22 protein-coding genes are annotated in these 26,765 nt (G+C 52.0%); 1 reads left to right on the plus strand and 21 read right to left on the minus strand.

The features are described from left to right. The first annotated feature begins 33 nt into the window (after positions 1-33). Positions 34-2,043, plus strand: coding sequence for an acyltransferase family protein (locus ACEN8R_RS16175; RefSeq protein WP_018929834.1), 2,010 nt, complete (start codon positions 34-36; stop codon positions 2,041-2,043). A 123-nt stretch (positions 2,044-2,166) separates the two neighbouring features. On the opposite strand, the gene ACEN8R_RS16180 is transcribed toward ACEN8R_RS16175, so the two are convergent. The 21 genes from ACEN8R_RS16180 to hisC all read right to left on the minus strand — a co-directional run bounded on the left by ACEN8R_RS16180 (position 2,167) and on the right by hisC (position 26,754). Continuing rightward, positions 2,167-3,519 carry a hypothetical protein gene (locus tag ACEN8R_RS16180; RefSeq protein WP_018929835.1) on the minus strand — a complete coding sequence of 451 codons (1,353 nt, stop codon included), beginning with the start codon at positions 3,517-3,519 and terminating at the stop codon, positions 2,167-2,169. Between the two features lie 99 nt (positions 3,520-3,618). Continuing rightward, on the minus strand, positions 3,619-4,686 hold the full coding sequence (locus ACEN8R_RS16185; RefSeq protein ID WP_050563968.1) for a glycosyltransferase family 4 protein: 1,068 nt from the start codon (positions 4,684-4,686) through the stop codon (positions 3,619-3,621). Between the two features lie 38 nt (positions 4,687-4,724). Further along, complete coding sequence (locus ACEN8R_RS16190) at positions 4,725-5,354, minus strand: acetyltransferase (RefSeq protein ID WP_018929837.1); 630 nt, start codon at positions 5,352-5,354, stop codon at positions 4,725-4,727. Beyond that, positions 5,354-7,003, minus strand: coding sequence for a glycosyltransferase (locus tag ACEN8R_RS16195; protein WP_245220370.1), 1,650 nt, complete (start codon positions 7,001-7,003; stop codon positions 5,354-5,356). Before ACEN8R_RS16195 ends, ACEN8R_RS16190 begins: the two co-directional genes overlap by 1 nt. Then, positions 6,994-9,279 (minus strand): glycosyltransferase, encoded by a 2,286-nt coding sequence (locus ACEN8R_RS16200; protein ID WP_018929839.1) that lies wholly within the window; start codon positions 9,277-9,279, stop codon positions 6,994-6,996. The genes ACEN8R_RS16195 and ACEN8R_RS16200 overlap by 10 nt, the downstream gene beginning before the upstream one ends. Next, a complete protein-coding gene (locus tag ACEN8R_RS16205; protein WP_018929840.1) occupies positions 9,269-10,039 on the minus strand; it encodes an ABC transporter ATP-binding protein in 771 nt (256 codons plus the stop codon). The genes ACEN8R_RS16200 and ACEN8R_RS16205 overlap by 11 nt, the downstream gene beginning before the upstream one ends. Next, a complete protein-coding gene (locus tag ACEN8R_RS16210; RefSeq protein ID WP_026286697.1) occupies positions 10,036-10,818 on the minus strand; it encodes an ABC transporter permease in 783 nt (260 codons plus the stop codon). The genes ACEN8R_RS16205 and ACEN8R_RS16210 overlap by 4 nt, the downstream gene beginning before the upstream one ends. 101 nt (positions 10,819-10,919) lie before the next feature. Next, entirely contained in the window at positions 10,920-12,005 is a 1,086-nt protein-coding gene (locus tag ACEN8R_RS16215) for a DegT/DnrJ/EryC1/StrS family aminotransferase (protein ID WP_018929842.1), read from the minus strand. A gap of 10 nt (positions 12,006-12,015) precedes the next feature. Further along, the gene (gene gmd / locus ACEN8R_RS16220) at positions 12,016-13,110 is read right to left on the minus strand and encodes a GDP-mannose 4,6-dehydratase (protein WP_018929843.1); all 1,095 of its coding nucleotides are present in this window, start codon (positions 13,108-13,110) and stop codon (positions 12,016-12,018) included. Between the two features lie 101 nt (positions 13,111-13,211). Then, positions 13,212-14,585 carry a phosphohexomutase domain-containing protein gene (locus ACEN8R_RS16225; protein ID WP_018929844.1) on the minus strand — a complete coding sequence of 458 codons (1,374 nt, stop codon included), beginning with the start codon at positions 14,583-14,585 and terminating at the stop codon, positions 13,212-13,214. Between the two features lie 148 nt (positions 14,586-14,733). After that, positions 14,734-16,176, minus strand: coding sequence for a mannose-1-phosphate guanylyltransferase/mannose-6-phosphate isomerase (locus tag ACEN8R_RS16230; protein WP_026286698.1), 1,443 nt, complete (start codon positions 16,174-16,176; stop codon positions 14,734-14,736). Between the two features lie 423 nt (positions 16,177-16,599). Then, positions 16,600-17,508: a glucose-1-phosphate thymidylyltransferase RfbA gene (rfbA, locus tag ACEN8R_RS16235; RefSeq protein ID WP_018929846.1), complete on the minus strand. Its 909-nt coding sequence runs from the start codon at positions 17,506-17,508 to the stop codon at positions 16,600-16,602. Next, a complete protein-coding gene (rfbD, locus tag ACEN8R_RS16240; protein WP_018929847.1) occupies positions 17,505-18,398 on the minus strand; it encodes a dTDP-4-dehydrorhamnose reductase in 894 nt (297 codons plus the stop codon). The genes rfbA and rfbD overlap by 4 nt, the downstream gene beginning before the upstream one ends. Beyond that, entirely contained in the window at positions 18,395-19,471 is a 1,077-nt protein-coding gene (gene rfbB, locus ACEN8R_RS16245; protein ID WP_258613310.1) for a dTDP-glucose 4,6-dehydratase, read from the minus strand. Before rfbB ends, rfbD begins: the two co-directional genes overlap by 4 nt. 227 nt (positions 19,472-19,698) lie before the next feature. After that, on the minus strand, positions 19,699-19,938 hold the full coding sequence (locus ACEN8R_RS16250) for a LapA family protein (RefSeq protein WP_018929849.1): 240 nt from the start codon (positions 19,936-19,938) through the stop codon (positions 19,699-19,701). Positions 19,939-19,965: 27 nt separating this feature from the next. Beyond that, complete coding sequence (gene ihfB / locus ACEN8R_RS16255) at positions 19,966-20,262, minus strand: integration host factor subunit beta (RefSeq protein ID WP_003369729.1); 297 nt, start codon at positions 20,260-20,262, stop codon at positions 19,966-19,968. A 150-nt stretch (positions 20,263-20,412) separates the two neighbouring features. Continuing rightward, a complete protein-coding gene (locus tag ACEN8R_RS16260) occupies positions 20,413-20,691 on the minus strand; it encodes a hypothetical protein (RefSeq protein ID WP_019650498.1) in 279 nt (92 codons plus the stop codon). A gap of 217 nt (positions 20,692-20,908) precedes the next feature. Next, on the minus strand, positions 20,909-22,600 hold the full coding sequence (gene rpsA, locus ACEN8R_RS16265; protein WP_018929851.1) for a 30S ribosomal protein S1: 1,692 nt from the start codon (positions 22,598-22,600) through the stop codon (positions 20,909-20,911). A 119-nt stretch (positions 22,601-22,719) separates the two neighbouring features. Beyond that, a complete protein-coding gene (cmk, locus tag ACEN8R_RS16270) occupies positions 22,720-23,409 on the minus strand; it encodes a (d)CMP kinase (RefSeq protein WP_007939921.1) in 690 nt (229 codons plus the stop codon). After that, complete coding sequence (locus tag ACEN8R_RS16275) at positions 23,406-25,613, minus strand: bifunctional prephenate dehydrogenase/3-phosphoshikimate 1-carboxyvinyltransferase (protein WP_018929852.1); 2,208 nt, start codon at positions 25,611-25,613, stop codon at positions 23,406-23,408. The genes cmk and ACEN8R_RS16275 overlap by 4 nt, the downstream gene beginning before the upstream one ends. Before the next feature lie 28 nt (positions 25,614-25,641). After that, positions 25,642-26,754 (minus strand): histidinol-phosphate transaminase, encoded by a 1,113-nt coding sequence (hisC, locus tag ACEN8R_RS16280; protein ID WP_086944627.1) that lies wholly within the window; start codon positions 26,752-26,754, stop codon positions 25,642-25,644. Positions 26,755-26,765 lie beyond the last annotated feature (11 nt).

The following is a 26,765-nucleotide window of genomic DNA, read 5'->3' on the forward strand; positions in this document are numbered from 1 at the left end:
AAGCATGGACACCGAAGGGATTATATTTCCAGAATGTTACGCATCGATAAAAGCTCTTCAGTGAGTACATCACCCCCACAGAGTTATCATCCTGTCTACCGACCCGATATCGATGGCTTAAGAGCTTTTGCGATCCTCGCCGTAGTCATTTTCCATGCCTTCCCTACCCTTCTTACAGGTGGATTTGTTGGAGTCGACGTTTTTTTTGTAATTTCCGGCTATCTTATCTCAAGCATTATTTTCAAGAATCTGGAAAGTGGTACGTTCAGTTTTTATGACTTTTACAGACGTCGAGTACGCCGAATATTTCCTGCGTTGCTTCTAGTATTAGCTACGACATTCGCGTTTGGCTGGATAATACTGCTGGCAACTGAGTTCCAACAGCTAAACAAACATATAGCCGCCGGACTTGGTTTCGTCCAGAACATTATTTTATTTCAAGAGTCCGGCTATTTTGACGTCAGCTCTGAGCTAAAACCGCTCACGCACTTGTGGTCGCTTGGCGTAGAGGAACAGTTTTATCTAGTTTTTCCAATTATCTCGCTATTCATATGGCGCTGGAACCTAAACGCTCTGATAATTATTGCGCCGATGCTACTGGCATCTCTGTACTGCAATATCGTCGAAGTTACAACTAATTCCTCTGCCGCGTTTTTCTTACCGCAATACCGTTTCTGGGAACTGCTATGCGGCAGCGTGCTAGCCTACATCATTGTAGTAAGAAAGCCCGCCCCTTCATCTTTAATAATTCCTCATTTCACCTCGATTTTCGGCCTTGGGCTATTGATAGCATCCGTTGTATTAATTAATAAAGGCCTTCAGTTTCCAGGGTATTGGGCAATCCCTCCAGTGTTGGGATCTGTGCTAATCATCGCCTCAGGCCCTAAGGCCGTGATCAACAAGTATATTTTTAACAACCGAATTGCTGTTTGGATCGGCCTTATCAGTTACCCGCTATATCTGTGGCATTGGCCGCTGCTTACCTTCGCTAGAATTATCGAATCTGAAGTACCAAGTCCACAAACAAGAACAGTCGTTATTCTGGCAAGCGTAGGACTTGCATGGGCGACCTATCGATTCGTCGAAAAGCCGTTCAGAGCAAAATCCAACCCGAGAGTAGTTTTTAATGGACTAATAGTTACCGCAATTGCTTTCGCTTCTATTGCCACATTAACCGTTGTCAACGGTGGCTTTCCATTCCGACAAAAAGACCGCGAAGAATTTGCGCAATCATTCGCAAATACAGCCCCTGACTGGAATTACTTCACAAACAACGAGACGGCTGCCCGCTTCCGGATGGACTGCGACTTTTATGATACAAAGAGTTTTTTTAAAGGAAAAGCCACCAATATTCCCGCAAGTAGTATAGCCCCGAGTTGTTACACACCTACTGCGAACAAAAAAATTCTCTTATGGGGCGACTCACATGTTCAGCAACTTAACTATGGTCTTCAGCATACACTACCGGACAGCGTTTCGATTCTCCAGGTAGCCAGTTCAGGATGTTTCCCCAATCTTCCGGACAAGTTCCAAACTGAAGCCGAGTACTGCCGAGTATCCAACCAGACAGCACTCGACGTTATAAAGAGAGAAGCGCCCCAAGTAGTTATTATTGCGCAGATCACGGGGCATGACACCGTGAACGACTATACCGCGATGACAAAACTACTGAAAAGTTATGGCGTGTCCCACATTGTTATCGCAGGTCCGGTTCCCAAGTATCAGGCGAGCCTCTATCAGATCATTACAAGGAAGTATTGGTTGTACACTCCAAGGCGTATCATTGACGATGTGGACAGCTCCGTATTCGAAGTGGATGCATCCCTTAAAGCAAAGTACGGAAATGGTCAAGGTGGCTTTGAATACTTTTCAATGACTGATCTATTTTGCAATAAAGACGGATGCATCACCTATTTAGGAAACGATCGCAAGAGCGGATTGGTAACCTTCGATGCAACACACTTGACCTCAATTGCATCGGTCTACGTCGCTAAAACCGCGCTGACAGAGGTTATTCTTAAAGATCTCAAGATGCATCCATAAAGAAAATGTAACTTCAGCCAAATCCAGGCTGATAAATAAAAATGCTTTTGGAGCCGACATAACAAGATTAATCGGCTCCATAAGTAAAATCATTCACACTTCCCAAAAACCGGGTATCAGCAGTCAGGGCAACTCATATGAAATGCAAGCCATTGCTGCGCTTGTGATCCCCAGAGACACCGAAGAGAGAAACAGAAAGACCAACGAAAGGATCAGCCAATGCTGGCAGATTGTGGCTTTGAATGCTCCCCATTCGAACCGGGTAATAACCGCGCCAAACAACACCAGGTAAACCGGCATAAAGAATCGTGTCTCTACCGCTCCAGGCAAGATAGCCAACACCGGCAGAAGAATGGGGGCTAGGTAAGCCGCCTCAATCCATCGTTTTTCCTTACGCAACCAATAGATCAACACACAGAAAAACAACAGACAAAAGCAAAGAAACGATACAACACTTTTGTTTGTGGATGACTTCTCGGCATAAACAATGCCATCACGCACATCCAAACCATTAACAAGGTGCCGGCCATAAATACCTAAAAATTGCATCGGATGTCTTAGAACCATGGAAAGATAGCCGCGCATATTAGGCTCAGAGAACGATGACGCATCAAGATCCCGAAGGGCGACACCTGCAGGATCACGATAATAAAGACTCGGCGCTGGACTGTCTTTACCTGCATAGGTCTCATAACGCTGGACTACGACTCCCCAATAGAGCTGCTGGGCCATCAGTGGTTTTCCTTTCACCATGGCAATCACTAATGGTGTAGCAGTCCCATGTATACGCTTGTTAATCAACATCTGGGGCGTAGCAACGATTACTGCGCCGAATAAGAAAACAAGCATTCCAAAGACGCGCAAACGCCAAGGTTTACCTCGCATAAACACGAATAAAATAACGAAAAAAAGCGCCATTGCTGCGAACAAATAAATTGTCCGAACATTATAGGCTGCGCTGACAGCGGCTCCGGATAGAAATAACCAGCCCAACCAATATTTTGAGTTCGCGCGGCTCGCCAGTATCACACTAATGATAAGTATAAGTAGTGCGGGCAAATCAGACAATGGAAACAAGAATAAACCAGGAAACAGCAAGAATGTGAGCAATGCAAAGGCTGTCCGTCGCGCGAAGGACAGTTTACCGCCAAAGGTCTTCAAGAAAAAATCAGCAATGGGGCCTGTTAGCAAACAAGCATAAACAGCAGAAGATACGAACTGAAAAACCACTCTACCGTTATCACCGACCATATCAGCAAGTGCGTGAACCGGCATCAGTACAAGTGGATAAAAATATCCACGAGCCACTTCGGGAAAATTGACTATAACTGAAGGCGAACTAAGCCCCCAGTACAAACTCGAATCAAAAGGATAGAAGGAGATATCCATGACCCGATGAACTAAAAAAGTCAGCAAGAACACGGTAAAGCAAGAAAAGACCCGCTGCCGGCGCTGAAGCAACCCCAATAAATCCATAATATTCTCTACGCCTGGTTTTTAACGCGCTATTTTTGTCATTTTCCGAGCACAATATAGACGCAACGTTCTAAGTTATATCTCGGCTTTCAATATTCATTACTTCAAAAGCGAGTGATATATTTCACTGTAGGACTTAACCATATCATCGGCCTTGAAATACTCTTCATAACGTTTTAGAGCATTCTCTCCCATTTTGGCGGCCCCATAGGGGTCATCCCACAACTTCTTCATAGCGCTTGCGAGAGACACACTGTCTCCCGGGAGTGCCACACAGCCCGTTTGACCTTCGATATTGATGTACGTCGTACCTGTTCCGATTTCACAGGAAATCAGTGGTTTTCCATACATCGCTCCTTCGAGAAGGGTAATCCCGAAAGCTTCGGACCTGAGGTGAGAGGGAAATACCAACGCGAAACACAGACTCATCAATGCAGCCTTATCGCTGTCAGGTAAGGCACCGACAAAAAAGACATTCTCCAGCTTTGCATCTTTAGCCTTCTGTTTCAGTGCCGCTTCCATGGGACCTTTACCCATGATCACGACAGGCAGCTTTGTCTGCTGTGCCGCCTCCAGAAGAAAATCAAGGCCCTTGTAATAACGAAGCGCGCCTACGAAAAGGAAGAAGCGCTCACCCAACGCCTCACGCCAATGAGCCTTCGATGCATCAGTAACCTCAGGGTATGTATTGCGATCTATACCAATGGGGATGACCTTAACCTTATCTACATACTTCCCCAGCGTTTCGCTGCTTGCAACATAGTTAGGTGACGAAGCAACGATTACGTCCACATTTCGAAGAAACGCGTGCAGGAGCGGATTATAGAGTCGAAGCAACGACTGCTGTTTCACGATATCCGAGTGATAAGTGACAACGGTTGGCTTCTTGATTCTGGTTAGAAAGTGCACCATATCCATAAATGGCCACGGAAAGTGGTAGTGGATAATATCTGCCTGTTTTGCCAGCTCGAAGAAATCCTTGATCGCCCCGATTGAAAACCCGGTTGAGGCCACTTGAAAATTCTCATACGACCGGTGGGTCATATGATGTCCGAGCCGTTCATTGCGCATCGCGCCACGTGGACTAAGATAAAGGACTTCAGACTCGATACCGTGCTGTCTCCCCCCCTCAGCGAGCTGAAAGATAACCTGCTCTACACCACCCATGGTATCGGGGTAGTAAGTCTTGAAAAAATGCAGGATTTTCAATGTTTGCGCCCCAGAAACTTCGCGGGAACTCCAACATAGGTACCGGCCTGCTCCAGATTACGATGAGCGCACGCACCGGCGCCCAGCATGACATCGTCTGTTATCTGCAGTCCATCGATCACCGTTGAGCCAGCCCCCAGGAAGCAGCGATCACCAACACGACTGCGACCCGCAACTACAGCACCGACGGAAATGTGGTTGTAGTCACCCACTGTGCAGTCATGCTCAACGATCGCGCCGGTGTTTATAATACAGCCGCGTCCCACCGATGCCATCGGCCCAACATGTGCGTGATGAGCGATAAAACTACCTTCACCGATTTGGGCCCCGACGCCTATCGTGGCCCTGGAGGAGATGAGTGTCGCTAACCGCCATCCTTGCTGAATGACCCATTCACATTGCTCTATTCTTTTTCTGTTGTCGCCTGCCGCCGGCATGACTGACCAATCTGCGGGCAGCTCAAAGTCCACTGACGCTTTCACTGGAAACGAACAAAACGATTCGCCTTGTTTAGCCTTAGCGTCGATAAAACACAATTGTGTTATTCCCGATGCAAGCGCGACGTCAGCCACACTCCGGGCATGACCACCGAACCCCAGAATCAGCATCCCTGTGATTGGACTCATTATTGGCCCTCCGAAGGGCTACCGCCGCCTTCAGAAATAGCTTCAAGAACGGTGATATGCTCATTCACCACATCTGTCCAGGTACGCTGAATCAGGCCCTGATAGATATTTTTCTGTAGTGTAAGAAGCTCTTCTCGATGAGAAAGAGCCCATTCAATACGATGAGCCATATCTTCCCAATCAAACGGGTCAAAAAATGTCGTATCTTGCAGTTCTGGCTGATCAAGTATCTCCTCGGTAACCGCGATTCGAGCCATAACCACAGGAGTGTCTACCGACAGCGCCTCGGTGAATGTGAACGGGCACCCACCTTCGCTAAGGCTAGGGTTTACTGCCAGATCCGCTAACTTGTAACAAGCCGCAAGTTCCTGCACCGTCAAACCGTGCAAGCATAGAACATCGTTCTCCAAACCGTGTTCGGCAATAAATTTTTTGACAGCTGGATACCGCTCGGGATCACCGGTCAGAACCAGTTTGTGGCTGACATATTTTTTTCTTAAAAGAAACTCGTACGTCCGCAACAACATCAACAGGTTTTTGTTCGGTCTAAACTGACTCGCATAAAATATGAACTTGAACGAAGTATTTGCAAAACCTACAGTGTAGTTCTTATTTGAGGATTTTCGCATCGCACTAGCGAGAAGTGTTTGAGAGTAATGAAGCGAGGTGGCTTCCAGATCTGCAAACCCACGGGTTGTCACCCACTGGTTTAGCATATTCGGCGCATGATGAATCACCGCTACATTAGAAGCGCGTATCGAATACTGATCGACCAATGTCTCCCACTTGATCGCGTTGCTATAGGTAACGTAATGCTGCCCTGTCTGGATCGATCTACGGACATCCTCATAGGTCTGCAAAAAGCGTTCGCCTCCCACATTTGAGAACCCGACAGGGAAGTCCGATAGCACCACATCCGGCACACACATCAAGCGTGGACGATTTATTTTGTTGAAGGCTGGCCAGAATGCAGTAGGACTGTACCAGGCTTTCACATCAGCCAGGTTATCAATCAAGCGAAGCATCCGCTCCGACTCAATCCGCTCCATTCGCTTATAAAGCCGGAATATGAAAGCGTCGTCTTTCGGCTCCCCGACAGCCCCTTGAGCACGTGATACATAACGCCGAAACGGTCGCATCAGTCGTTTAAAAACAAACTTGAATTTTATGAAAAAAAGAACGATTAACGCCAACACAATGATTGGACTAAACAGGAGCAGAAGGCTGGCAAGAAAAGCGCCCTCTATCAACAGCAATATCAGCCCTGAGTAAGAATCGGTCGTCACCAATTGATGCTCAACGTGGTCAATGGCAGCTCTTTTAATCGCGGCAAAACCATTGGAAATTCTTTTAAATATTCCCGGCTTCCGCTTTCGTTTCTTTCTAGCGATGTAGGCTTCGTAGACGCGCAACACCATCGGCTTTTTCGAGGGTGAGACTAATTCGAAGCGCTCTTTAGAGACACCTTCGCTGTGAAATAGATCTTCAAGCCCCTCTTTTGACCAACTGGGGCATACAAGTACAAAACGGATATCTTCTCGGTCCCCTGCCCCTTTCAAGAAGGCAGCCAGGTATCTACCCAATCCTTCGTGACGAAGATCTAAACCTGGTGCGTAGGCCAGGTAGATACCATATTTTTTTATAGACACTCTCGTATGACTCCCCAATATTGTGCCGCCAACTTCTCAACGCCTTGTTCTGCCAATACCTCAGGCGATGGAAGCAGGGCCTTCTTGGACAAGTAAGTCAATTCCATTTCTTTCAGCTTATGTGCCATCTCTTTATAATCGGCAGCATTCATCCACGACAACTGCAGTGAAAATTGAACATCCATCTCATGCATAGCTGGATAATTACTACTCAAAGCTGGCACGCCTAAGCTAGCCGCTTCAACAACACTGAAGGTGCCGTTATCAATTTTACCTGCATGCCATAAAAACGTAGCATTTGCCAAAGCACAGCGATACTCAAAGTCCGGGAGTTCGCCGAGCCATTTAACTTTTTCCTTTAACGCAGCGCTTGTACCAACGAGTGTAGACAGGGACTTAAGATGCGGCAAACCACGCTCTAGCAGATTCTCTGTATTCACACCCGTCACATGACAGAAAAACTGCCCACCCAGAGTTTCATAGTAAAACTTAAGAGCTTTCAACGCATTTTCATGATTTTTATGCGCACCAGCATTTGTTGTCCACAAGAAATACGGATGATCAGGTGTCGATACTATTTCTGGCTCAACTTTTGAAAAATCGGGAGCGAGCATAGGCACTTTGGCGATTCGATTTACTTCCACACCGGCATACTGAATGGCGTCCTGCTTTGTAAATTCAGTCGTAACAAGAACTTTCTGCGCCCTGCGCACGGCACTAATAAAGTTTTGATCGCCGTTTTTGGAAAGTACCTTTTCATATCGTTGAAGATAATCATAAACCATGAATATGCATGGTCGCAGAGGTACCAAGGGAGCCTGCACCCGATCAGAGACAACGATCCATGCATCACAATCCAAAAGCTGTTTGATACCATCATCCGGGACAATATATTTTACGCTGTCAGGTTCCCAGCCTTCGTGACCGGCATACCGCATAGCCCTACGTGCTGTTTGCGCATCGAGGGTTTTCCATTTAAATGTGCGCTGCTGAACCCTCTCATTCTTATCTGAAGGATCTTCCGACTGGTCGTCAGCAGACTTCAAATGCAAGAGCACTACGTCGACATCTTCTCCCCATTGCCTGCTCCCTTCATGCAAAGCTTCCGCCAATAACTTGGCTCCACGAAGGCTCCCCCCTCGATATTCGACAGGGACTACAACAGCAATTTTCTTACGTTTTATTGGCCGCTGGCTTTGTTCTAAACGGCTGACTTCCAACTCTTGCAGGATTTCTCTGAAACCGTTTATCCAAGCAGCTTCGCAGTTCTCTGCACGCATGGGCTCCAGCAACACTGCCTGGCTGCTGCGGACTTGCTCAATGAACGCTGAGTCATCATTCAAGATGCGACGGATTTTCTCTCTGGCTTCTTTGACAGACTCGCATCGGCCAGGAAGGGTCGCTCCCCCCATGCGATCGAGGATGCCACCACTCATGAAGATCAATGGCATACCGACACGAATAGCTTCGAAAGGATGATAATGAATATGGTTAGGCTCGCTTGAATGATAAAACATCACTCGCGACTCTCTCATATTACTTTCGTGCTCTTCGTTGGTGACAAACCCCAACACATTCGGATCATCCACTTCTATCGGTTGAGAGCCACCGATCTTGTATGGAAAACCTTGCATATCTGAGACAAATTTCTCATATACTTTTTTATAGTAGCTACTAAAACCAATATCCGGACATACAAAAAAAATGTGTTTCTGACTACCATTCCAAACATCATTGATCCGGCAATCACTCAAACCCAGCGGTAAAAATGCCTTTCGTTTTTGCAGATACATGGACTCAGAATCTGCAAGATGCTCGTAGGCGATGCCTAACCAAAGGCGTCGCCCAAGTTTCTTTACTGACTGTGTACCCAAGGTCAGGACCTTGACGACTTCGGAGTAACTTAATGTTTTATCCAAACCATAAGCACGCCAGATTGCTGCACCACTAAATGATCGAGCAACCTCATTCATAAAGCCTTTTGAATGACAGATGAAAAAACACACATCAAAATATTTATTAGCAATTTCCCACGCCTCTTTCGAAGGTGAGACAAACCAATTTTGCGCGTTCAACACCGCCAGATCTTCGGCCGGAATAGTCAGATTGGCATCCTCTGAATAGTCTATGCTCGCCGAACGAAAACCGATTTCCTGTGGAAATGACTTAGGGAGAAAAAACTCTGTGACTCCCAAGGTTTTGAGCATCTGCAACTCGAAACGACGAGCCGCACCATGATTCAGCAACCACATGACACGAAACGGCTTAGTTTGCATCAGAAAGTCCATTTATCTTTTTGTATTCCGCTATAGCGTCTGTTATCTCACCATCGAACAACAACTCACCATGATGGAACACCAAACCCCGGGTGCAGATGGATTGCAAGGCACCAAAGTCATGAGAAGCCAGAACGAGTATTTCGGCCTTTTCGATCAAACTGGTAATACGTACTTTAGCCTTTGCCATAAAGTTGGCATCGCCAGCACCGATCACTTCATCCAGCAACAAAATGTCGCCACCAACCGTAGTAGAGATAGCAAAAGCCAGTCGTACCTGCATCCCGGCAGAGTACGTTTTAATCGGGTAATCAATAAACTCGCCCAGATCGGCAAACGCCACAATCTCGTCGATCTTCTCTCGCATGAACTTTGGCGACAAACCAAGCAGTAAACCACGGTAGAGAATGTTCTCACGTCCCGTGGCATCCGGTTCAAAGCCCAAGCTCAGATCAAACAGCGAACGAACCTGGCCTTGTACCACCAGTTCACCGCTGGAGATTGGATACAAGCCGGCGACCGTCTTGAGGAATGTGCTTTTGCCCGCGCCATTATGTCCAAGAAGCCCCACGCGTTCGCCGCTGACAATTTGAACATTTATGTTCTTGAGCGCATGAATATCAGCGACGTGGTTGTTGGCATCTTTTTTTGAGAAGATATTGGCCAGCAAGGACTTTAATGAACGTTCCTTATAAGCCGCGGCCGCGTAATGAAGATTGACGTTCTTTACATTGATCTGATTGATTCTATTCATTCTCATAGGTAAAAAATCACCTTCCGCTCTGCTTTGTAACCAACATACATTGCAATTAGCCCAAAGAACAAAGCAGTACCTAAACTAAATGTATAATTTGCAAGTGTTGGCCACTCCCCTTGCAGTAGCGGCGCCCTGAACAACTGTAGAATGTGATAAATCGGGTTGTAATCAACCAGCGCATGCAGTCCGCCGTTTTGAAACATTTTCGCTTCAAAATACACCGGAGACACAAACCACAATGATTGCATCACAAGCCCAAGCGCATGGGGAACGTCGCGAAAACGGGTGCTGATGTAGGATAGAAGTGTGGATACAGGCCACGCTATCAAGGCAACGACAGGGAATATCGTTAGCGTCGCCAACCAGCTCCATCCGAAATTCTGAGGCATCATGATTGCCACCCAGAGATAGAGCGAAACGCTGGCCAGCATGAGCACAATTGAACTACCGAGCACTGTTCGCAAGGTATAAATGGCCAAGGGATGATTACATTGTTTAATGTAGGCATCCGCCTGAACGAAGGACAATGACCCGCCAATTGTATTAGCGGAAATAAACTCCCAAACTACGATTCCTGATAGAACATAGGGTGCGTAGGTTAATACGTCCGTATTGAACAGCCGGCTGAATACCAGCGTCAGGAGTATCGTCATACCCAATGGCTGGATAATCGACCACGTTACGCCAAAAAAAGATCGGCGCCAGCGAGAACGCAAATCAGCTAGAGCAAGATGCACCCAAAAGTATCGAGCAGCCCACACGCGAGAAAAATACGAAAACATTACTTCCCCTGAATAATTAAATTCGAAAGCTTGGACATTATTCGTCCTCTTTGAATTTTATGAGAATTGAGGCTGTTACCAGCCTCAACCCCAACGCAACATCAGCTGGCAAAGTAAGCCCGAATTTCATCTACGACTTGCTGCACCTGTTCACGGCTCAGCGTCGGATAACTTGGAAGGTTCACCCCTCGCAAGCTGAGGTCCTGCGCTACCGGGAAGGACTCATCCGTCTTGCAATGTGGCATATGGTGAGCAGGAGCGAACAGAGGGCGTGTCTCAATGCCCTTGTTCTTCAAATGATCACGCAATGCCTGACGCTGACTCTGATCATCCAACAGTATCGAGCACATCCAGTAGGAGTGACGAGTACCTGGCTGCTCTGCGTGCATCTGCAGCGGAAGCCCTTCGAGCGCTTCGCGATACCAGTCTGCAACCTGACGCTTAAGAGCGATGATCTCGTCTGCACGCTCCAACTGGGCAAGGCCAATGGCTGCGCAAATGTTGGTCATCCGATAGTTGAATGCCAACTCATCGTGCCAATACTCGCGGGTCTTGGACACACCCTGGCTTTTAAGATGACAGGCTCTCTCGTGGATGTCCTTGTTCTTGGACACCACCATTCCACCCTCACCGGTGGTAATGGTCTTGTTGCCAAAAAAGCTGAACGTGGCGACATCGCCAAAAGTCCCTACGTGCTGACCTTTGTACAGAGAGCCGAAAGCTTCTGCGCAGTCTTCGATCAGCAGCAGATTATGCTCTTTACACAGCGCGACGACTTCATCCATGTCACACGCCAGACCGTACAAGTGCACCACCATGACGGCTTTGGTTTTCGGCGTTATGCGGCTTCGGATGTCTGGAACGCTGACGTTCCAGGTATCAGCCAGGGACTCAGCGTACACGACGCTGGCCCCGGTTTGCAAAATGGTGTTGACCGACGCCACGTAAGTGAGCGTTGGGACAATCACCTCATCGCCAGGCCCAAGCCCCAGAGCGGCCATTGCCAAGTGCAGGGCTACCGTGCCATTGCTCACCGTGGTCGCATGTTCGGCGCCGATGTATCGGGCAAACTCGCTCTCAAAGCGGGAGATGAATTCTCCGCGAGAAGAAATCCAGGTCGAATCTAGACACTGGTTTACATATTCCTTTTCGCGGCCGCCCAGAAAGGGCTGATATACCGGTATCATCCCAGTCCCCTTATTCCTGACCCTTGAAGTATTTAAAGCCGTGTTCAGCGACCAGCTTGTCGCGTTTGGCTTCACTCAGATCTTCACGCATCATTTCTTCTACTAGCTCAGCGAAGGTAGTACGTGGTACCCAGCCCAGTTTGGCTTTGGCTTTGCTTGGGTCACCCAACAGCGTCTCAACTTCGGCAGGACGGAAATAACGTGGGTCGACGGCAACGATGCATTTGTTGGTTGCGACGTCGTAACCTTTCTCGTCTACACCCTGGCCTTCCCAACGAATCTTGATATCTGCTTCTTTCGCTGCAACTTCAACAAACTCCCGAACGGAATGCTGTTCACCGGTCGCGATCACAAAGTCGTCTGGTGTTTCTTGTTGCAGCATAAGCCATTGCATTTCCACGTAATCACGGGCATGACCCCAGTCACGCAGGGCGTCCATGTTACCGAGGTACAGGCAGTCTTGCAGACCGACCTTGATACGTGCCAAGGCGCGCGTGATCTTACGGGTTACGAAGGTTTCGCCACGGATCGGCGATTCGTGATTAAAGAGAATACCGTTGCAGGCATACATGCCATAAGACTCACGATAGTTCACGGTAATCCAATAGGCATACATCTTGGCGACGGCATATGGGGAGCGGGGATAGAAAGGCGTGGTTTCTTTCTGAGGAATTTCCTGCACCAGACCATAAAGCTCGGAGGTGGATGCTTGATAGAACTTGGTCTTCTTCTCAAGACCGGCGATCCGGATTGCTTCAAGGATGCGCAGTGTACCCATGGCATCAGTGTCAGCAGTATATTCTGGCGATTCGAAGGAAACGGCAACGTGGCTTTGCGCCCCGAGGTTGTAAACTTCATCTGGTTGTACTTCCTGCACAATGCGAATCAAGCTACTCGAATCGGTCAGGTCGCCGTAGTGCAGTTTCAGATCATAGCCTTTCTTATGCGGGTCGTGGTAAAGATGGTCAATACGGTGAGTATTGAACAAGGAGGCACGGCGCTTGATACCGTGTACCGAATAACCTTTCTTGAGCAAGAACTCAGCAAGGTAAGCACCATCTTGACCAGTAATACCCGTAATCAACGCTACTTTCTTGTCGCTCATTTTTTCACCAATTTAAATTAATCAATCGAACAGTAAGTCTCTATCGGAGAGCCAACTTATCGCTGCCCCTCACCTTCCCTCAGGAAGTGAGAACCGTTTTTTCATTCCATATTTCTACTGTTCAGCAGTCCCTCAATTTCTTTAACTTTTAACGCCACCAGCGCTGGGTCTCCTTTACTTTCCACATTCAATCTCAACAGAGGTTCTGTATTTGAGCCTCGGAGATTAAATCGCCAGTCAGAAAATTCCAGACTGACTCCATCGGTTTGATCAAGGTGAGGCCCGTGAGGTAAATAATGTGCCAGGACCTCTTCCAGCGCCGCTGACACATCGTTCACTCGATAATTGATTTCACCACTGCATGGATAGGCGGCAATGCGCTCATCAACAAGCTGGGCCAGATTTTTTCCCGACGCAGACATCAATTCGGTCACCAATAACCAGGGAATCATGCCGCTGTCACAGTAGGCGAAATCCCGGAAATAATGGTGAGCACTCATCTCGCCGCCGTAGATCGCATTCTCCAGACGCATGCGCTCCTTGATAAAGGCATGCCCGGTTTTGCATTGTACTGAAACACCGCCCGCCAATCGAACCTGATCGATTGTGCTCCAGGTCAGTCTGGGATCATGGATGATTTTGGAGCCTGGGTTCTTCTTGAGCAGCATTTCCGCCAGCAGACCAACCAGGTAATAGCCCTCGACGAAGCGGCCATCCTGGTCGAAGAAGAAGCAGCGATCGAAGTCACCATCCCACGCAATTGCCAAGTCGCAGCCGTTTGCCAGCAACGCTTGCCGTGTCAGCGTGCGGTTCTCTGGCAGAAGCGGATTGGGCACACCGTTGGGAAAGTTGCCATCGGGCTCGGCGTTGATGACCACCCATTCGAAGGGTAGCTTTTGGGCCAACTGCCGCAACACTGGCCCGGCAGCGCCATTGCCCGGGTCGGCAAGTATTTTCAGCGGTTTGAGATTCGCAACGTTGACGTAACTGAGAAGGTGCTCAATGTAGGTCGTCTTATCCAGTTCGAATCGAACTTCGCCGGGGCTTGCAGCCAAGGTTCCCAAATCACCACTTTCCACACGGTCGCGTATGGCATTTAGCCCGGTGTCGCCACTGATAGGCCGAGATTCGGACTTCACAAGCTTCATCCCGTTGTAACCCTTGGGATTGTGACTTGCGGTGATCATCACTCCACCATCCGCCTTGAACGAGCTAGTGGCAAAGTAGACTTCTTCGGTGCCACACAAGCCGATATCGATGACGTTGGCACCTGCCTCGAGCAAACCACGTGTCATCGCCTCTGCCAGCATCGGGCTTTCGAGCCGCATGTCCCGCCCCAGCACAATGTTTTTGCCCTGTAGCTCGACAACCATGGCCCGGCCAATCCGGTAAGCAACCTCTTCATTGAGATCGGATGGCACTTGGCCGCGAATGTCATAGGCTTTGAAACACTGGGTTTTGATCGGGGTATTCATACCGCTCTCTTGCTGAGGTATGTGGAAGCGAAGCCGATTAACGGCTCTGCTTTCTCGTCAGGATGGAAATGCATCAGGACCAGCCCAGATGCAAAAAAGCCTGACCGGTGGAAATCCACCGATCCGGCTTGTAACAGCGACAGTACTCTTACTTATCGACGCGGCCGTAATTATCTTCAAAACGAACAATATCGTCCTCGCCGAGATAGTCACCACTTTGTACTTCAATCATCACCAGGTCTATGACCCCCGGATTCATCAAACGGTGCTGATGACCAGCACGAATAAACGTGGACTCGTTGGTGTTCAACATCAGCTCCTGCTGATCGTTGATGACCTTAGCCATCCCGCTGACAACGATCCAGTGTTCGCTTCTGTGATGGTGCATCTGCAAGGACAACGAAGCCTTGGGCTTCACCACAATGCGCTTGATCTTGAAGCGCTCGCCGTTTTCCAGGGTTGTGTAGGTCCCCCAAGGGCGATGAACGGTACGATGGAGCAAATGCACCGTGTGGCTGGCCGCCTTGAGCTGATTGACAATATGTTTTACGTCTTGGGCGTGATCTTTGTGAGCGATCATCACCGCGTCCGGGGTATCGATGACCAGTAGGTCCTCAACCCCGACCAGCGCAGTCAGTCGATCTTCACTGTTTACATAATTGTTACGGGAGTTGTGGGACAACACCTCGCCTTCAAAACGATTGCCATCTTCATCAGGCTCGGTCAGTTCACTGACCGCGTTCCAGGAACCGATGTCACTCCAACCAATATCACAAGGGATGGTTGCTACCTTGGAGGAGCGCTCCATCAATGCGTAATCGATGGAGATGTCTGGAACCTCTGCGAATGCATCGGCGTCGAGTGCCAGGCAACGATACTTTTCAGAGATGGTAAGGCGCGAGCTTTCAATGGTTTTACTGACGGCTTCCACCACGTCCGGAGCATGCTGGCGAAGCTCTTCCAGCACAGTGCCAACCCGGAAGCAGAACATCCCGGAGTTCCAATAGTAGTTGCCCGCGCTGACGTAGCCTTCAGCCGTTTCAAGATTGGGCTTTTCGACGAAGCGCGCAACTTTCAGACCACCCTTCAGGGGCGCATCTTTTTGAGCTTCAATGTACCCGAACCCTGTTTCAGGATAGGTCGGTTGAATACCAAAGGTGACCAGCCAGCCTTCGGAGGCAAGCGCAACTGCACTGGCTACCGCCGCCGCAAATGCTTTTTCGTCTTTGATCAGGTGGTCTGCCGCCAACACCAACATTTGGGCGTCGGGGCCATGCGAAGCTTCCAGTTGAAGCGCCGCAGCAGCGACGGCGGCAGCAGTATTACGCCCGAAAGGCTCAAGGATGAAACCTTGCGAGTGCTTGTGCGTGTTGACCGCACCGTACTCGTCTTCGGTCTTGAACAGGAGCTCACGGTTGGTCACCGTAAGAACTTCCACAACACCTTCCAGACGCGAAGCACGAAGGAACGTTTTCTGGATTAGATTCTGGCCATCTGGCAGATCCATGAACGGCTTTGGATGGGCCTCCCGGGAAACAGGCCATAACCGGCTGCCTACTCCGCCAGACAAAATTACGGGAATCAGTTCCATGCTCTAAATCCTTAATCCCCTTCCGGCAGATTCATCCAGAAAGTGGGCTCAGTTATGTTTCTGGTCATCCTTGCATCGTATGTAATGCAAGTTTTTTGCTCGAGTCGACCGAGGGTGACAGCCAAGCATCAATCCAAACCGGTTGATTTTACACCGAGTACGCCTCCCCCTCACTCGCTAGCTCGACCACTTATCCGTATTCCTGCCTCAATTTTTTGAGGCGATCTCGATAAGTCGGAGCCAGGAGTGCGAGCCCAATAAGCCTGAGGCATGCAGCACTGAATGGGGTCAGATAGTTCTGCCGGCCATTCTACAGCTAGTACCGGGAATAAATAACTCATGCGAAGGGCAGATACGAAAATCATTTGAAAACAAACGATTTCTTCAAATCGACATCAAAATAATATCAATCGTCAGCCAAGATCAATTCTCACTCAAGCCTCGACAATCCTGCGCCTTCAAAAGCTTTTCCAGATAGAAACCATAACCAGTCTTGCTGAGACGCACTGCCTGAGCCGACAGCTCAGCGGCGGAAATCCAGCCACTGCTGTAAGCAATCTCCTCCAGACAGGCAACTTTCAAACCCTGCCGCTTCTCAATGGTATGCACGAAGTGGCTCGCCTCCAGCAACGAATCATGTGTACCGGTATCCAGCCAGGCAAAGCCGCGACCAAGCATTTCGACTTTGAGGGTCTTCTGCTCGAGGTACGCACGGTTGACATCAGTGATCTCCAGCTCACCACGCGCGGATGGCTTGATATTCTTGGCGATCTCGACAACCTGGTTGTCGTAGAAGTACAGCCCCGTCACCGCATAGCTCGATTTTGGCTTCAGGGGCTTTTCTTCGATACTCAAAGCGTGGCCGGCAGCGTCGAACTCCACTACACCAAAACGCTCCGGGTCCGATACGTGATAGCCGAATACCGTCGCTCCATGCTCTTGAGCGCTGGCCGAACGCAGATTGTCCGAGAAGTGTTGACCGTAAAAGATGTTGTCGCCCAGGATCAGACAGCAAGGATCCTTGCCGATGAACTCTTCACCAATGATGAACGCCTGCGCCAGACCGTCCGGGCTTGGCTGCTCAGCGTAAGTCAGCTTGATGCCGTACAGACTGCCGTCACCCAGCAATTTACGGAAGCACGGCAGATCTTCAGGGGTGGAGATAATCAGGATTTCGCGTATACCGGCGAGCATCAACACCGACAGCGGATAGAAGATCATCGGCTTGTCGTAGATCGGCAGCATCTGCTTGGACACGCCGAGGGTCAACGGGTGCAGACGAGTACCCGAGCCACCAGCGAGGATGATGCCTTTACGATTTGTCGTGGTCATTTGTTCAGGACTTCCATAAGCATTCGGGTGACACCACTTTGCCAATCCGGCAAGTGCAAAGAAAAATTGTCGCGCAGCTTCTGAGTATTCAATCGGGAATTCAGAGGGCGGCGCGCCGGTGTCGGGTAGGCGGTCGTTTCGATCGGATTGATCGCTGTGACAGCAAGCTCTTCACCGTTGGCCTTGGCAAAACCGATCACATGGCTGGCATAGCCGTGCCAGGACACTTCGCCGGCGGCCGCCAAGTGATAAAGACCCGCCAGTTCAGGACGCTGCAACACTTGCTGAATAGCCAGCGCCGTCACGTCAGCGATCAGGTCTGCGCCGGTAGGGGCGCCGATCTGGTCGGCGATGACGCTCAGGGTTTCGCGATCCTTGGCCAGGCGCAGCATGGTCTTGGCGAAGTTGTTACCGCGAGCACCATAGACCCAACTGGTGCGGAAGATCAGGTACTTGCATCCCGAGGCAATAATCGCCTGCTCGCCGGCCAGTTTGCTGGCACCGTAGTGATTCACCGGTGCGACGGCATTGGTTTCTTGCCACGGCGTCAGGCCTTCACCGCTGAACACGTAATCGGTCGAGTAGTGAATCAGCCAAGCCCCTAGAGATGCGGCTTCTTCAGCCATAACCTGACTCGCCTGACCGTTCACACGATCGGCCAGCTCAGTCTCGGATTCAGCTTTATCGACCGCAGTGTAGGCCGCTGCGTTGACGATGACGTCGGGTTTAACCTGACGGATCGTCGCGCGCAGTGCATTGAGGTCAGACAGGTCGCCGCTCAAACCATCGACCGGATGACGGTCCAGGGCGATCAGTTCGCCAAGAGGCGCAAGAGAGCGCTGCAGCTCCCAGCCGACCTGGCCGTTTTTTCCCAACAGGAGAATTTTCATGCTTTGTCCGAACGGTCCATGTAGTTCTGGTCGATCCATTGCTGGTAGCTGCCGCTCTTCACGTGAGCCACCCACTCAGTGTTGTTCAGGTACCACTCGACAGTCTTGCGTATACCGGTTTCAAAGGTTTCTTCCGGTGTCCAACCCAGCTCGCGCTGGATTTTGCTGGCGTCGATCGCGTAACGCTGGTCGTGGCCCGGGCGATCCTGAACGTAGGTGATCAGGCTGGCGTGTGGACGATGAGCAGAGTCTGGACGCAGTTCATCAAGCAGTGCGCAAAGGGTATGCACCACTTCGATGTTTTGCTTCTCGTTATGGCCGCCGATGTTGTAGGTCTCGCCGATCACGCCTTCGGTCACGACTTTGTACAGTGCGCGGGCGTGGTCTTCGACGTAGAGCCAGTCACGAACCTGGTTGCCTTTTCCGTAGACCGGCAGCGGCTTGCCTTCCAGTGCATTGAGGATGATCAGCGGGATCAGCTTCTCAGGAAAGTGGCAAGGACCGTAGTTGTTCGAGCAGTTGGTAACCAGGGTCGGCAGGCCGTAGGTACGGCTCCAGGCGCGAACCAGGTGATCTGAACTGGCCTTGCTGGCCGAGTACGGTGAGCTTGGCTGATACGGTGTGGTTTCGGTGAACAGGTCTTCCGGGCCTTCGAGGTCTCCGTAGACTTCGTCGGTGGAGATATGGTGGAAACGGAAGTTGGCTTTGCGCGCATCATCCAGTGCCGCCCAATAATGGCGCGCAGCTTCCAGCAAGGTGTAGGTGCCGATGATGTTGGTCTGGATGAATTCAGACGGACCGGAGATCGAGCGGTCAACGTGGGATTCTGCGGCCAGGTGCATGATTGCATCCGGTTGGTGTTCACGCAGAACACGGTCCACTTGATCACGGTCGCAGATGTCGACGCGTTCGAACACGTAACGCGAGTTCTGGCTGACTTCAGCCAACGACTCAAGGTTACCGGCATAGGTCAGTTTATCGACGTTAACGACAGAGTCGGCAGTGTTGGAGATGATATGACGAATGACTGCCGAGCCGATAAATCCGGCGCCGCCGGTTACTAGAATTTTCACGCGAAACCATACCCTTAAGTTACTGACAGGGCCGCCAACCGCGCACTGTCTAATCCATGAATGCAAAAGCCATCAAGTCAGCCGAGGCTTCTGACAGAGTCAGTCTGAACCGAAATGGGAACACCCCTATCGGCCAAGCGCAGCATTTTACAGCTTAATGAAGGTTTTACTAATGGATATGGACAAGCTGCGAGGCAAATTCCATGCCTACAGCGGGTTTCCCGGAATCAGACAAGGCGTTTGCGCGAGGCTCTGGATGTACGCCCCAGAAACCAGCCGAGAACCGGCCCGATCACCATGCCGATCAGCAGCGCAATCACCATGATCAGCGATACTGGCAATTGCGGCCCCGCCCAACCAAGGAACAGTAGGGACACGCCTTGCTGGTTCTCAAGAACGAACGCCAGGATCGCCAGAACAAGCAACAGGACAAATACAGCGAGGAGTACGCGCTTGAAGTTACGCATCAGCGGCTCCCTGGAGTGCAACAGCCGTCAAAGCCCTTCCTCCTCATCCTCGTTCACACGATCACGCAGTTCTTTGCCTGGCTTGAAATGTGGAACGAACTTGCCGTCAAGGCTGACGGACTGACCGGTTTTTGGATTACGCCCCACGCGCGGCGCGCGATAGTGCAGTGAAAAGCTGCCAAAACCACGGATCTCGATTCGATCACCAGTGGCCAGACATTGGGACATTTGCTCAAGCATGGTCTTGATGGCCAGCTCCACATCTTTAGATGAGAGTAGCCCTTGATGGGTGACAATTCGTTCGATCAACTCCGACTTCGTCATATTTTTCCCTTCTTTTTCAAGCAGCTAGATCAGCGCTTCAAAGGTTTTAGCATGCCCCGAGTAATTTGAACAGCCCGAGTGTTGACATATCGTCCCCAGCAGCGAGATGCCCGATTTCAAGGCACCGGAACTCTGATCGAACCCACACACTCACCTGCAGATAACCAGCATGGTGCGTGTCAGATAGCCCGCGGGATTGAAACCGAAAGGGAATATATCTTCCTCCTTGGCGTCATCAGACCTTACGATGACTTTATAACCTGCCCCTTTACACTCCTTGGCCGCTCGCTTGTGACACCTCTCCCATCCTGAGCCCAATCCCGAACAATCGACCTCTATACCACTGACGCCGCGCACCACATGAGTCTTGGCGCTGGTGGTACAACCTGCCAATGTCATTACTGCTATCACGACAATGAGCTTATTCATTCACTTCCTTATGCCGGATACGCAACCCAGCGGTCGTTCACTTCAGACTAAGCCTAGCCTTGAATAGACGATTGACCTGTATGAAGTTACAGACAACTTATGTAGATCATTGGTTTCACGAAAGAAATATTGCAGCGTCAGCACGCTTGGGATTCACCAAATCGCAGACACAAAAAAGGGCGACCGAAGTCGCCCTTTTTCTATGGTCTGACAGAACTCAGTTCTGTTTTTCCATTTGTGCACGCAACAGGTCGCCCAGAGTGGTAGGACCAGCAGCGATGTCAGCAGCAGGCTTGTCTTTCAAGCTCTGGATTGCTTCTTTCTCTTCAGCATCATCTTTCGACTTGATGGAGAGCTGGATTACGCGGCTCTTGCGATCAACGCTGATGATCTTGGCTTCAACTTCCTGGCCTTCTTTCAGAACGTTACGCGCATCTTCAACGCGGTCACGGCTGATTTCGGAGGCTTTCAGAGTCGCTTCGATATCGTCGGCCAGAGTGATGATGGCGCCTTTAGCGTCAACTTCTTTCACGATGCCTTTAACGATGGCGCCTTTGTCGTTCTCTTGAACGTACTCGGAGAACGGATCGCTTTCCAGTTGCTTGATACCCAGGGAGATGCGCTCGCGCTCTGGGTCAACCGACAGGATAACGGTGTCCAGCTCGTCGCCTTTCTTGAAGCGGCGTACGGCTTCTTCGCCCACTTCGTTCCAGGAGATGTCGGACAGGTGAACCAGACCGTCGATGCCGCCGTCCAGACCAATGAAGATACCGAAATCGGTGATCGACTTGATGGTGCCGGAGATTTTATCGCCCTTGTTGAACTGGCCAGAGAAATCTTCCCATGGGTTAGATTTGCACTGCTTGATGCCGAGGGAGATACGACGACGCTCTTCGTCGATGTCCAGAACCATAACTTCCACTTCGTCGCCGACTTGTACGACTTTCGAAGGGTGGATGTTCTTGTTGGTCCAGTCCATTTCGGAAACGTGCACCAGACCTTCAACGCCTTCTTCCAGCTCAGCGAAGCAGCCGTAGTCGGTCAGGTTGGTTACACGAGCGGTAACGCGAGTGCTTTCTGGGTAACGGGCTTTGATAGCAACCCATGGATCTTCGCCCAGTTGCTTGAGGCCCAGGGAAACACGATTGCGCTCGCGATCGTACTTCAGAACCTTGACATCGATCTCGTCGCCAACGTTGACGATTTCGGAAGGATGCTTGATACGCTTCCAAGCCATGTCGGTAATGTGCAGCAGGCCATCGACGCCACCCAGATCGACGAATGCGCCGTAATCGGTGAGGTTCTTGACGATACCTTTGACTTGTTGGCCTTCCTGCAGGGATTCCAGCAGAGCTTCACGCTCGGCGGAGTTCTCGGCTTCGAGGACGCTGCGACGGGAAACGACAACGTTGTTGCGTTTCTGGTCGAGCTTGATGACCTTGAATTCCAGCTCTTTGCCTTCCAGGTGCGTGGTGTCGCGCACTGGACGGACGTCAACCAGAGAACCTGGCAGGAACGCACGGATGCCGTTAACGTCGACAGTGAAGCCGCCTTTAACCTTACCGTTGATAACGCCCTTGACCACTTCTTCGGCTGCGAAGGCTGCTTCCAGAACAATCCAGCATTCAGCGCGCTTGGCTTTTTCACGGGACAGCTTGGTTTCACCAAAGCCGTCTTCAACCGAGTCCAGAGCAACGTGAACTTCGTCACCGACGTTGATGTTCAGTTCGCCAGCGTCGTTGTAGAACTGCTCAAGCGGGATGAGTGCTTCAGACTTCAGGCCAGCGTGAACGGTTACCCAGCGAGCTTGGTAATCGATATCAACGATAACACCGGTGATGATGGAGCCTGCCTGAAGGTTCAGGGTTTTTAGGCTTTCTTCAAAGAGTTCCGCAAAGCTTTCGCTCATTTTAATTCCTGTTGATAAGGGCGAAGAATACGCCCATCTCCACATCCCAGACGATGTGGGTTAGTTTCATTTAAAAGAAGCTCCGCAGGACTATGACTGGTCCCCTGCGGCCCTCTTGGTCACCCGGCGATATCGCGAATGGCGATCTCGCTCATGATGCGTTCCAGCACCTGGTCGATGGATAATTCCGTGGAATCCAGCTGTATGGCGTCAGCCGCCGGTTTGAGCGGGGCTACCGCTCGCTGGGTGTCACGCTCATCGCGCGCACGTATCTCATCTAGCAGACTCGACAGACTAACACCATCGACTTTGCCCTTCAACTGCAAGTAACGTCGGCGCGCACGCTCTTCGGCACTGGCAGTGAGGAAAATCTTCAAGGGCGCGTCGGGAAATACCACCGTACCCATGTCGCGACCATCGGCCACCAGACCCGGCGCCTCCTGAAAAGCCCGCTGACGCTGCAGCAACGCCTCGCGAACCGCAGGCAACGCGGCGACCTGCGAGGCACCCGAGCCGACACTCTCGGTACGGATCACATCGCTGACTTCATCACCTTCCAGAATAATGCGCTGCAACTGACCGTCGGTCGCTGCGATGAACTGCACATCCAGATGAGCGGCGAGCTTCTTGAGCAATTCCTCATTGGTCAGGTCGACGCCATGGTTATGCGCGGCGAAAGCCAGCAATCGATAAAGTGCACCGGAATCCAGCAGGTTCCAGCCCAGGCGCTTGGCCAGAATCCCGGCGACAGTACCTTTGCCAGAGCCGCTTGGCCCATCAATAGTGATGACCGGTGCAATGCTGATCACGACTGAGCCTCTTGTGCAACACGGATACCGACCTGCGCGCACAGCGCGAGGAAGTTCGGGAACGAGGTCGCGACGTTGGCGCAATCATGGATGCGGATCGGCGCAGTGGCGCGCAGTGAAGCCACGCTGAAGGCCATGGCAATCCGGTGGTCGCCGTGACCGTGCACTTCGCCGCCGCCGATCTGGCCGCCGTCGATGATGAGGCCGTCCGGAGTGGGCTCGCACTTGACGCCCAGCGCCAGCAGACCGTCCGCCATGACCTGGATCCGGTCCGATTCCTTCACGCGCAGCTCTTCGGCACCACGCAGCACAGTGCGACCTTCGGCACATGCAGCCGCCACGAACAGCACCGGAAACTCGTCGATAGCCAGTGGCACCAGCGCTTCGGGAATCTCGATACCTTTGAGTTTAGCTGCCCGTACGCGCAGGTCGGCTACCGGCTCGCCACCGACTTCACGCTGGTTTTCCAGAGTGATGTCAGCGCCCATCAGGCGCAGGATGTCGATTACGCCGGTACGGGTCGGGTTGATGCCGACGTGTTCGAGCACCAGCTCCGAACCTTCGGCAATCGACGCCGCCACCAGGAAGAACGCCGACGACGAGATATCGCCCGGCACCTCAATGTGGGTCGCGGTCAGCTTGTGGCCGGACTCGACCGAGGCGGTCGCCCCGTTAACGGTCACCGGGTAGCCGAAGCCACGCAGCATGCGCTCGGTGTGGTCGCGAGTCGGTGCCGGCTCGGTGACCGTGGTCTTGCCTTCGGCATACAGACCCGCCAGCAGCAGGCAGGATTTAACCTGGGCACTGGCCATCGGCATGGTGTAAGTCAGGCCCTTGAGCTTGTTGCCGCCACGAATGGTCATCGGTGGACGACCGTCAGCGGCGGTCTCGATCACAGCGCCCATTTCACGTAGCGGATTGGCCACGCGATTCATCGGACGCTTGGACAACGAAGCGTCGCCGGTCAGGGTACTGTCGAAGTTCTGCGCAGCCAGCAGGCCAGACAGCAGACGCATCGAAGTGCCGGAGTTACCCAGATAGATCGGGCCCGGCGCAGGCTTCAGGCCATGCAGGCCGACGCCGTGAATGGTCACGCGACCATGGTGCGGACCTTCGATGACGACACCCATGTCGCGGAAAGCTTGCAGGGTCGCCAGGGCGTCTTCGCCCTCGAGGAAACCTTCCACTTCAGTGACGCCTTCGGCCAGGGAACCGAGCATGATCGATCGGTGGGAAATCGATTTGTCGCCCGGTACACGAATCCGCCCAGTCAGGCGGCCACCAGGTTGTGCCAGGAAAATCAGATCGTTGGAATTCATAGCGTCCACATAGGCCCGGCGGGCCAGGATTTTACTGAAATGCTCGCGGGCAACCCGGGCGCGAGTGAACACGCCCAACAATTGGTGCCCATCCCCTGCATCGACCGCGTCGCGCAAGGCGTCGAGGTCGCTGCGAAATGTATCGAGTGTGCGCAGGACAGCTTCGCGGTTGGCGAGGAAGATGTCGTGCCACATGACCGGGTCGCTACCGGCGATTCTTGTGAAATCGCGGAAACCGCCCGCAGCGTAACGGAAGATCTCAAGATTTTCATTGCGTTTGGCCAATGAATCGACCAAACCGAACGCCAGCAAGTGCGGCAAATGGCTGGTCGCCGCCAACACTTCGTCATGACGCTCGACTTGCATGTGCTCGACGTCGGCGCCCAATTCGCGCCACAACCGGTCGACCACCGCCAGCGCGGCCGGATCGGTCTGATCCAGCGGCGTCAGAATCACTTTATGGCGACGGAACAGGTCAGCATTGGAGGCTTCCACCCCGCTCTGCTCGGAACCGGCAATCGGATGCCCTGGCACGAAACGCGCCGGCATGCCGCCAAACGCTTCGGTCGCCGCGCGCACCACATTGCCCTTGGCACTGCCGACGTCAGTCAGGATCGCCTGTCCCAGATCCATGCCCGCCAACAGCGCGAGCAGTTTCTCCATGGCCAGGATCGGCACCGCCAACTGAATCACGTCCGCGCCCTGACAAGCCGCCACCAGGTCTTCCTCGCAGCGATCCACCACACCCAACTCGACCGCCAGCTTGCGCGACTGCGGGTCGAGATCGACCCCGACCACTTCGCGGCACAGACCGCTTTCACGCAGGCCTTTGGCAAACGAACCGCCGATCAACCCCAGACCGACCACCACCAGGCGACCGATCATAGGTTCAGCAGATTGCAGTGCAGTGACATCAACCACGAGCCATAACCTTGGTCAGCGCCTCGAGGAAGCGGCTGTTTTCCGCTGGCAAACCGATGGTGATGCGCAGGTGATTCGGCATGCCGTAGTTGGCCACCGGACGCACGATCACGCCTTCGCGCAACAACCCCTGGAAAACCGGGGCAGCAACGCGACCCAGATCGACACAGATGAAGTTGCCTCTGGATGGAATCCAGCTCAGCCCCAACTCACGGAAACCCGCCTCAAGCTGCTGCATGCCGGATTGGTTCAGGCGACGGCTTTCAGCCAGGTACTCGACGTCTTGCAGCGCGGCACAAGCGGCGGCCAGCGCAAGGCTGTTGACGTTGAACGGCTGACGCACGCGATTGAGCACATCGGCGACGATGGCCGAGGACAAACCGTAGCCGACCCGCAGCGACGCCAGACCATAGGCCTTGGAGAAGGTGCGCGAGACCAGCAGGTTCGGATAGGCCGCCAGATAGTCCAGGCCATCCGGCAAGTCGCTGCCTTCGGCGTACTCGATGTAGGCCTCGTCCAGCACCACCAGCACATGGGCCGGAACGTCCTGAAGGAATTCATCCAGCGCCTCGGCATCGAACCAGGTCCCGGTCGGGTTGTTCGGGTTGGCGATGAACACCACGCGGGTATCGGCATCGATCGCGGCCAGCATCGCCGGCAGATCATGACCCCAGTCTTTGGCCGGGATCACTTTTGCCTGGGCACCAACGGCCTGGGTCGCGATCGGATAGACCGCAAACGCATGCTCGCTGAACACCGCGTTCAGGCCCGGCGCCAGATAGGCACGCGCCACCAGCTCCAGAATATCGTTGGAGCCGTTGCCCAGCGTCACTTGGTTCAGCTCGACGCGACACTGATCGGCCAACAGGGTTTTGAGCGCAAAACCATTGCCGTCCGGATAGCGGGTCAGCTCGGCCAGCGCTTCGCGAATCGCCGCCAGCGCCTTGGGACTGGCGCCCAACGGGTTTTCGTTGCTCGCCAGCTTGACGATGCTGGCCGGATCGAGGTTCAGCTCACGAGCCAGTTCATCCACAGGCTTGCCCGGAACGTAAGGCGAAAGTTGTTGCACGCCCGGCTGCGCCAGAGCGAGGAAGTTGCCACTCATTTGCTACCGCC

The sequence above is a fragment of the Pseudomonas sp. Pseusp15 genome, from assembly GCF_059492165.1.

Bases quoted from the DNA above. Each gene is read 5' to 3' on its own strand.
- ACEN8R_RS16180 (WP_018929835.1), bottom strand. From the start codon at position 3,519: ATGGATTTATTGGGGTTGCTTCAGCGCCGGCAGCGGGTCTTTTCTTGC.
- ACEN8R_RS16275 (WP_018929852.1), bottom strand. From the start codon at position 25,613: ATGATCGGTCGCCTGGTGGTGGTCGGTCTGGGGTTGATCGGCGGTTCG.
- ACEN8R_RS16185 (WP_050563968.1), bottom strand. From the start codon at position 4,686: ATGGGTGGTGTAGAGCAGGTTATCTTTCAGCTCGCTGAGGGGGGGAGA.
- rfbA (WP_018929846.1), bottom strand. From the start codon at position 17,508: ATGACCACGACAAATCGTAAAGGCATCATCCTCGCTGGTGGCTCGGGT.
- gmd (WP_018929843.1), bottom strand. From the start codon at position 13,110: ATGAGCGACAAGAAAGTAGCGTTGATTACGGGTATTACTGGTCAAGAT.
- rfbD (WP_018929847.1), bottom strand. From the start codon at position 18,398: ATGAAAATTCTCCTGTTGGGAAAAAACGGCCAGGTCGGCTGGGAGCTG.
- ACEN8R_RS16200 (WP_018929839.1), bottom strand. From the start codon at position 9,279: ATGCAAACTAAGCCGTTTCGTGTCATGTGGTTGCTGAATCATGGTGCG.
- ACEN8R_RS16250 (WP_018929849.1), bottom strand. From the start codon at position 19,938: ATGCGTAACTTCAAGCGCGTACTCCTCGCTGTATTTGTCCTGTTGCTT.
- ACEN8R_RS16205 (WP_018929840.1), bottom strand. From the start codon at position 10,039: ATGAGAATGAATAGAATCAATCAGATCAATGTAAAGAACGTCAATCTT.
- ACEN8R_RS16210 (WP_026286697.1), bottom strand. From the start codon at position 10,818: ATGTTTTCGTATTTTTCTCGCGTGTGGGCTGCTCGATACTTTTGGGTG.
- ACEN8R_RS16230 (WP_026286698.1), bottom strand. From the start codon at position 16,176: ATGGAACTGATTCCCGTAATTTTGTCTGGCGGAGTAGGCAGCCGGTTA.
- ACEN8R_RS16175 (WP_018929834.1), top strand. From the start codon at position 34: ATGTTACGCATCGATAAAAGCTCTTCAGTGAGTACATCACCCCCACAG.
- ACEN8R_RS16260 (WP_019650498.1), bottom strand. From the start codon at position 20,691: ATGAATAAGCTCATTGTCGTGATAGCAGTAATGACATTGGCAGGTTGT.
- rpsA (WP_018929851.1), bottom strand. From the start codon at position 22,600: ATGAGCGAAAGCTTTGCGGAACTCTTTGAAGAAAGCCTAAAAACCCTG.
- ACEN8R_RS16225 (WP_018929844.1), bottom strand. From the start codon at position 14,585: ATGAATACCCCGATCAAAACCCAGTGTTTCAAAGCCTATGACATTCGC.
- hisC (WP_086944627.1), bottom strand. From the start codon at position 26,754: ATGAGTGGCAACTTCCTCGCTCTGGCGCAGCCGGGCGTGCAACAACTT.
- ACEN8R_RS16190 (WP_018929837.1), bottom strand. From the start codon at position 5,354: ATGAGTCCAATCACAGGGATGCTGATTCTGGGGTTCGGTGGTCATGCC.
- ACEN8R_RS16215 (WP_018929842.1), bottom strand. From the start codon at position 12,005: ATGATACCGGTATATCAGCCCTTTCTGGGCGGCCGCGAAAAGGAATAT.
- ihfB (WP_003369729.1), bottom strand. From the start codon at position 20,262: ATGACGAAGTCGGAGTTGATCGAACGAATTGTCACCCATCAAGGGCTA.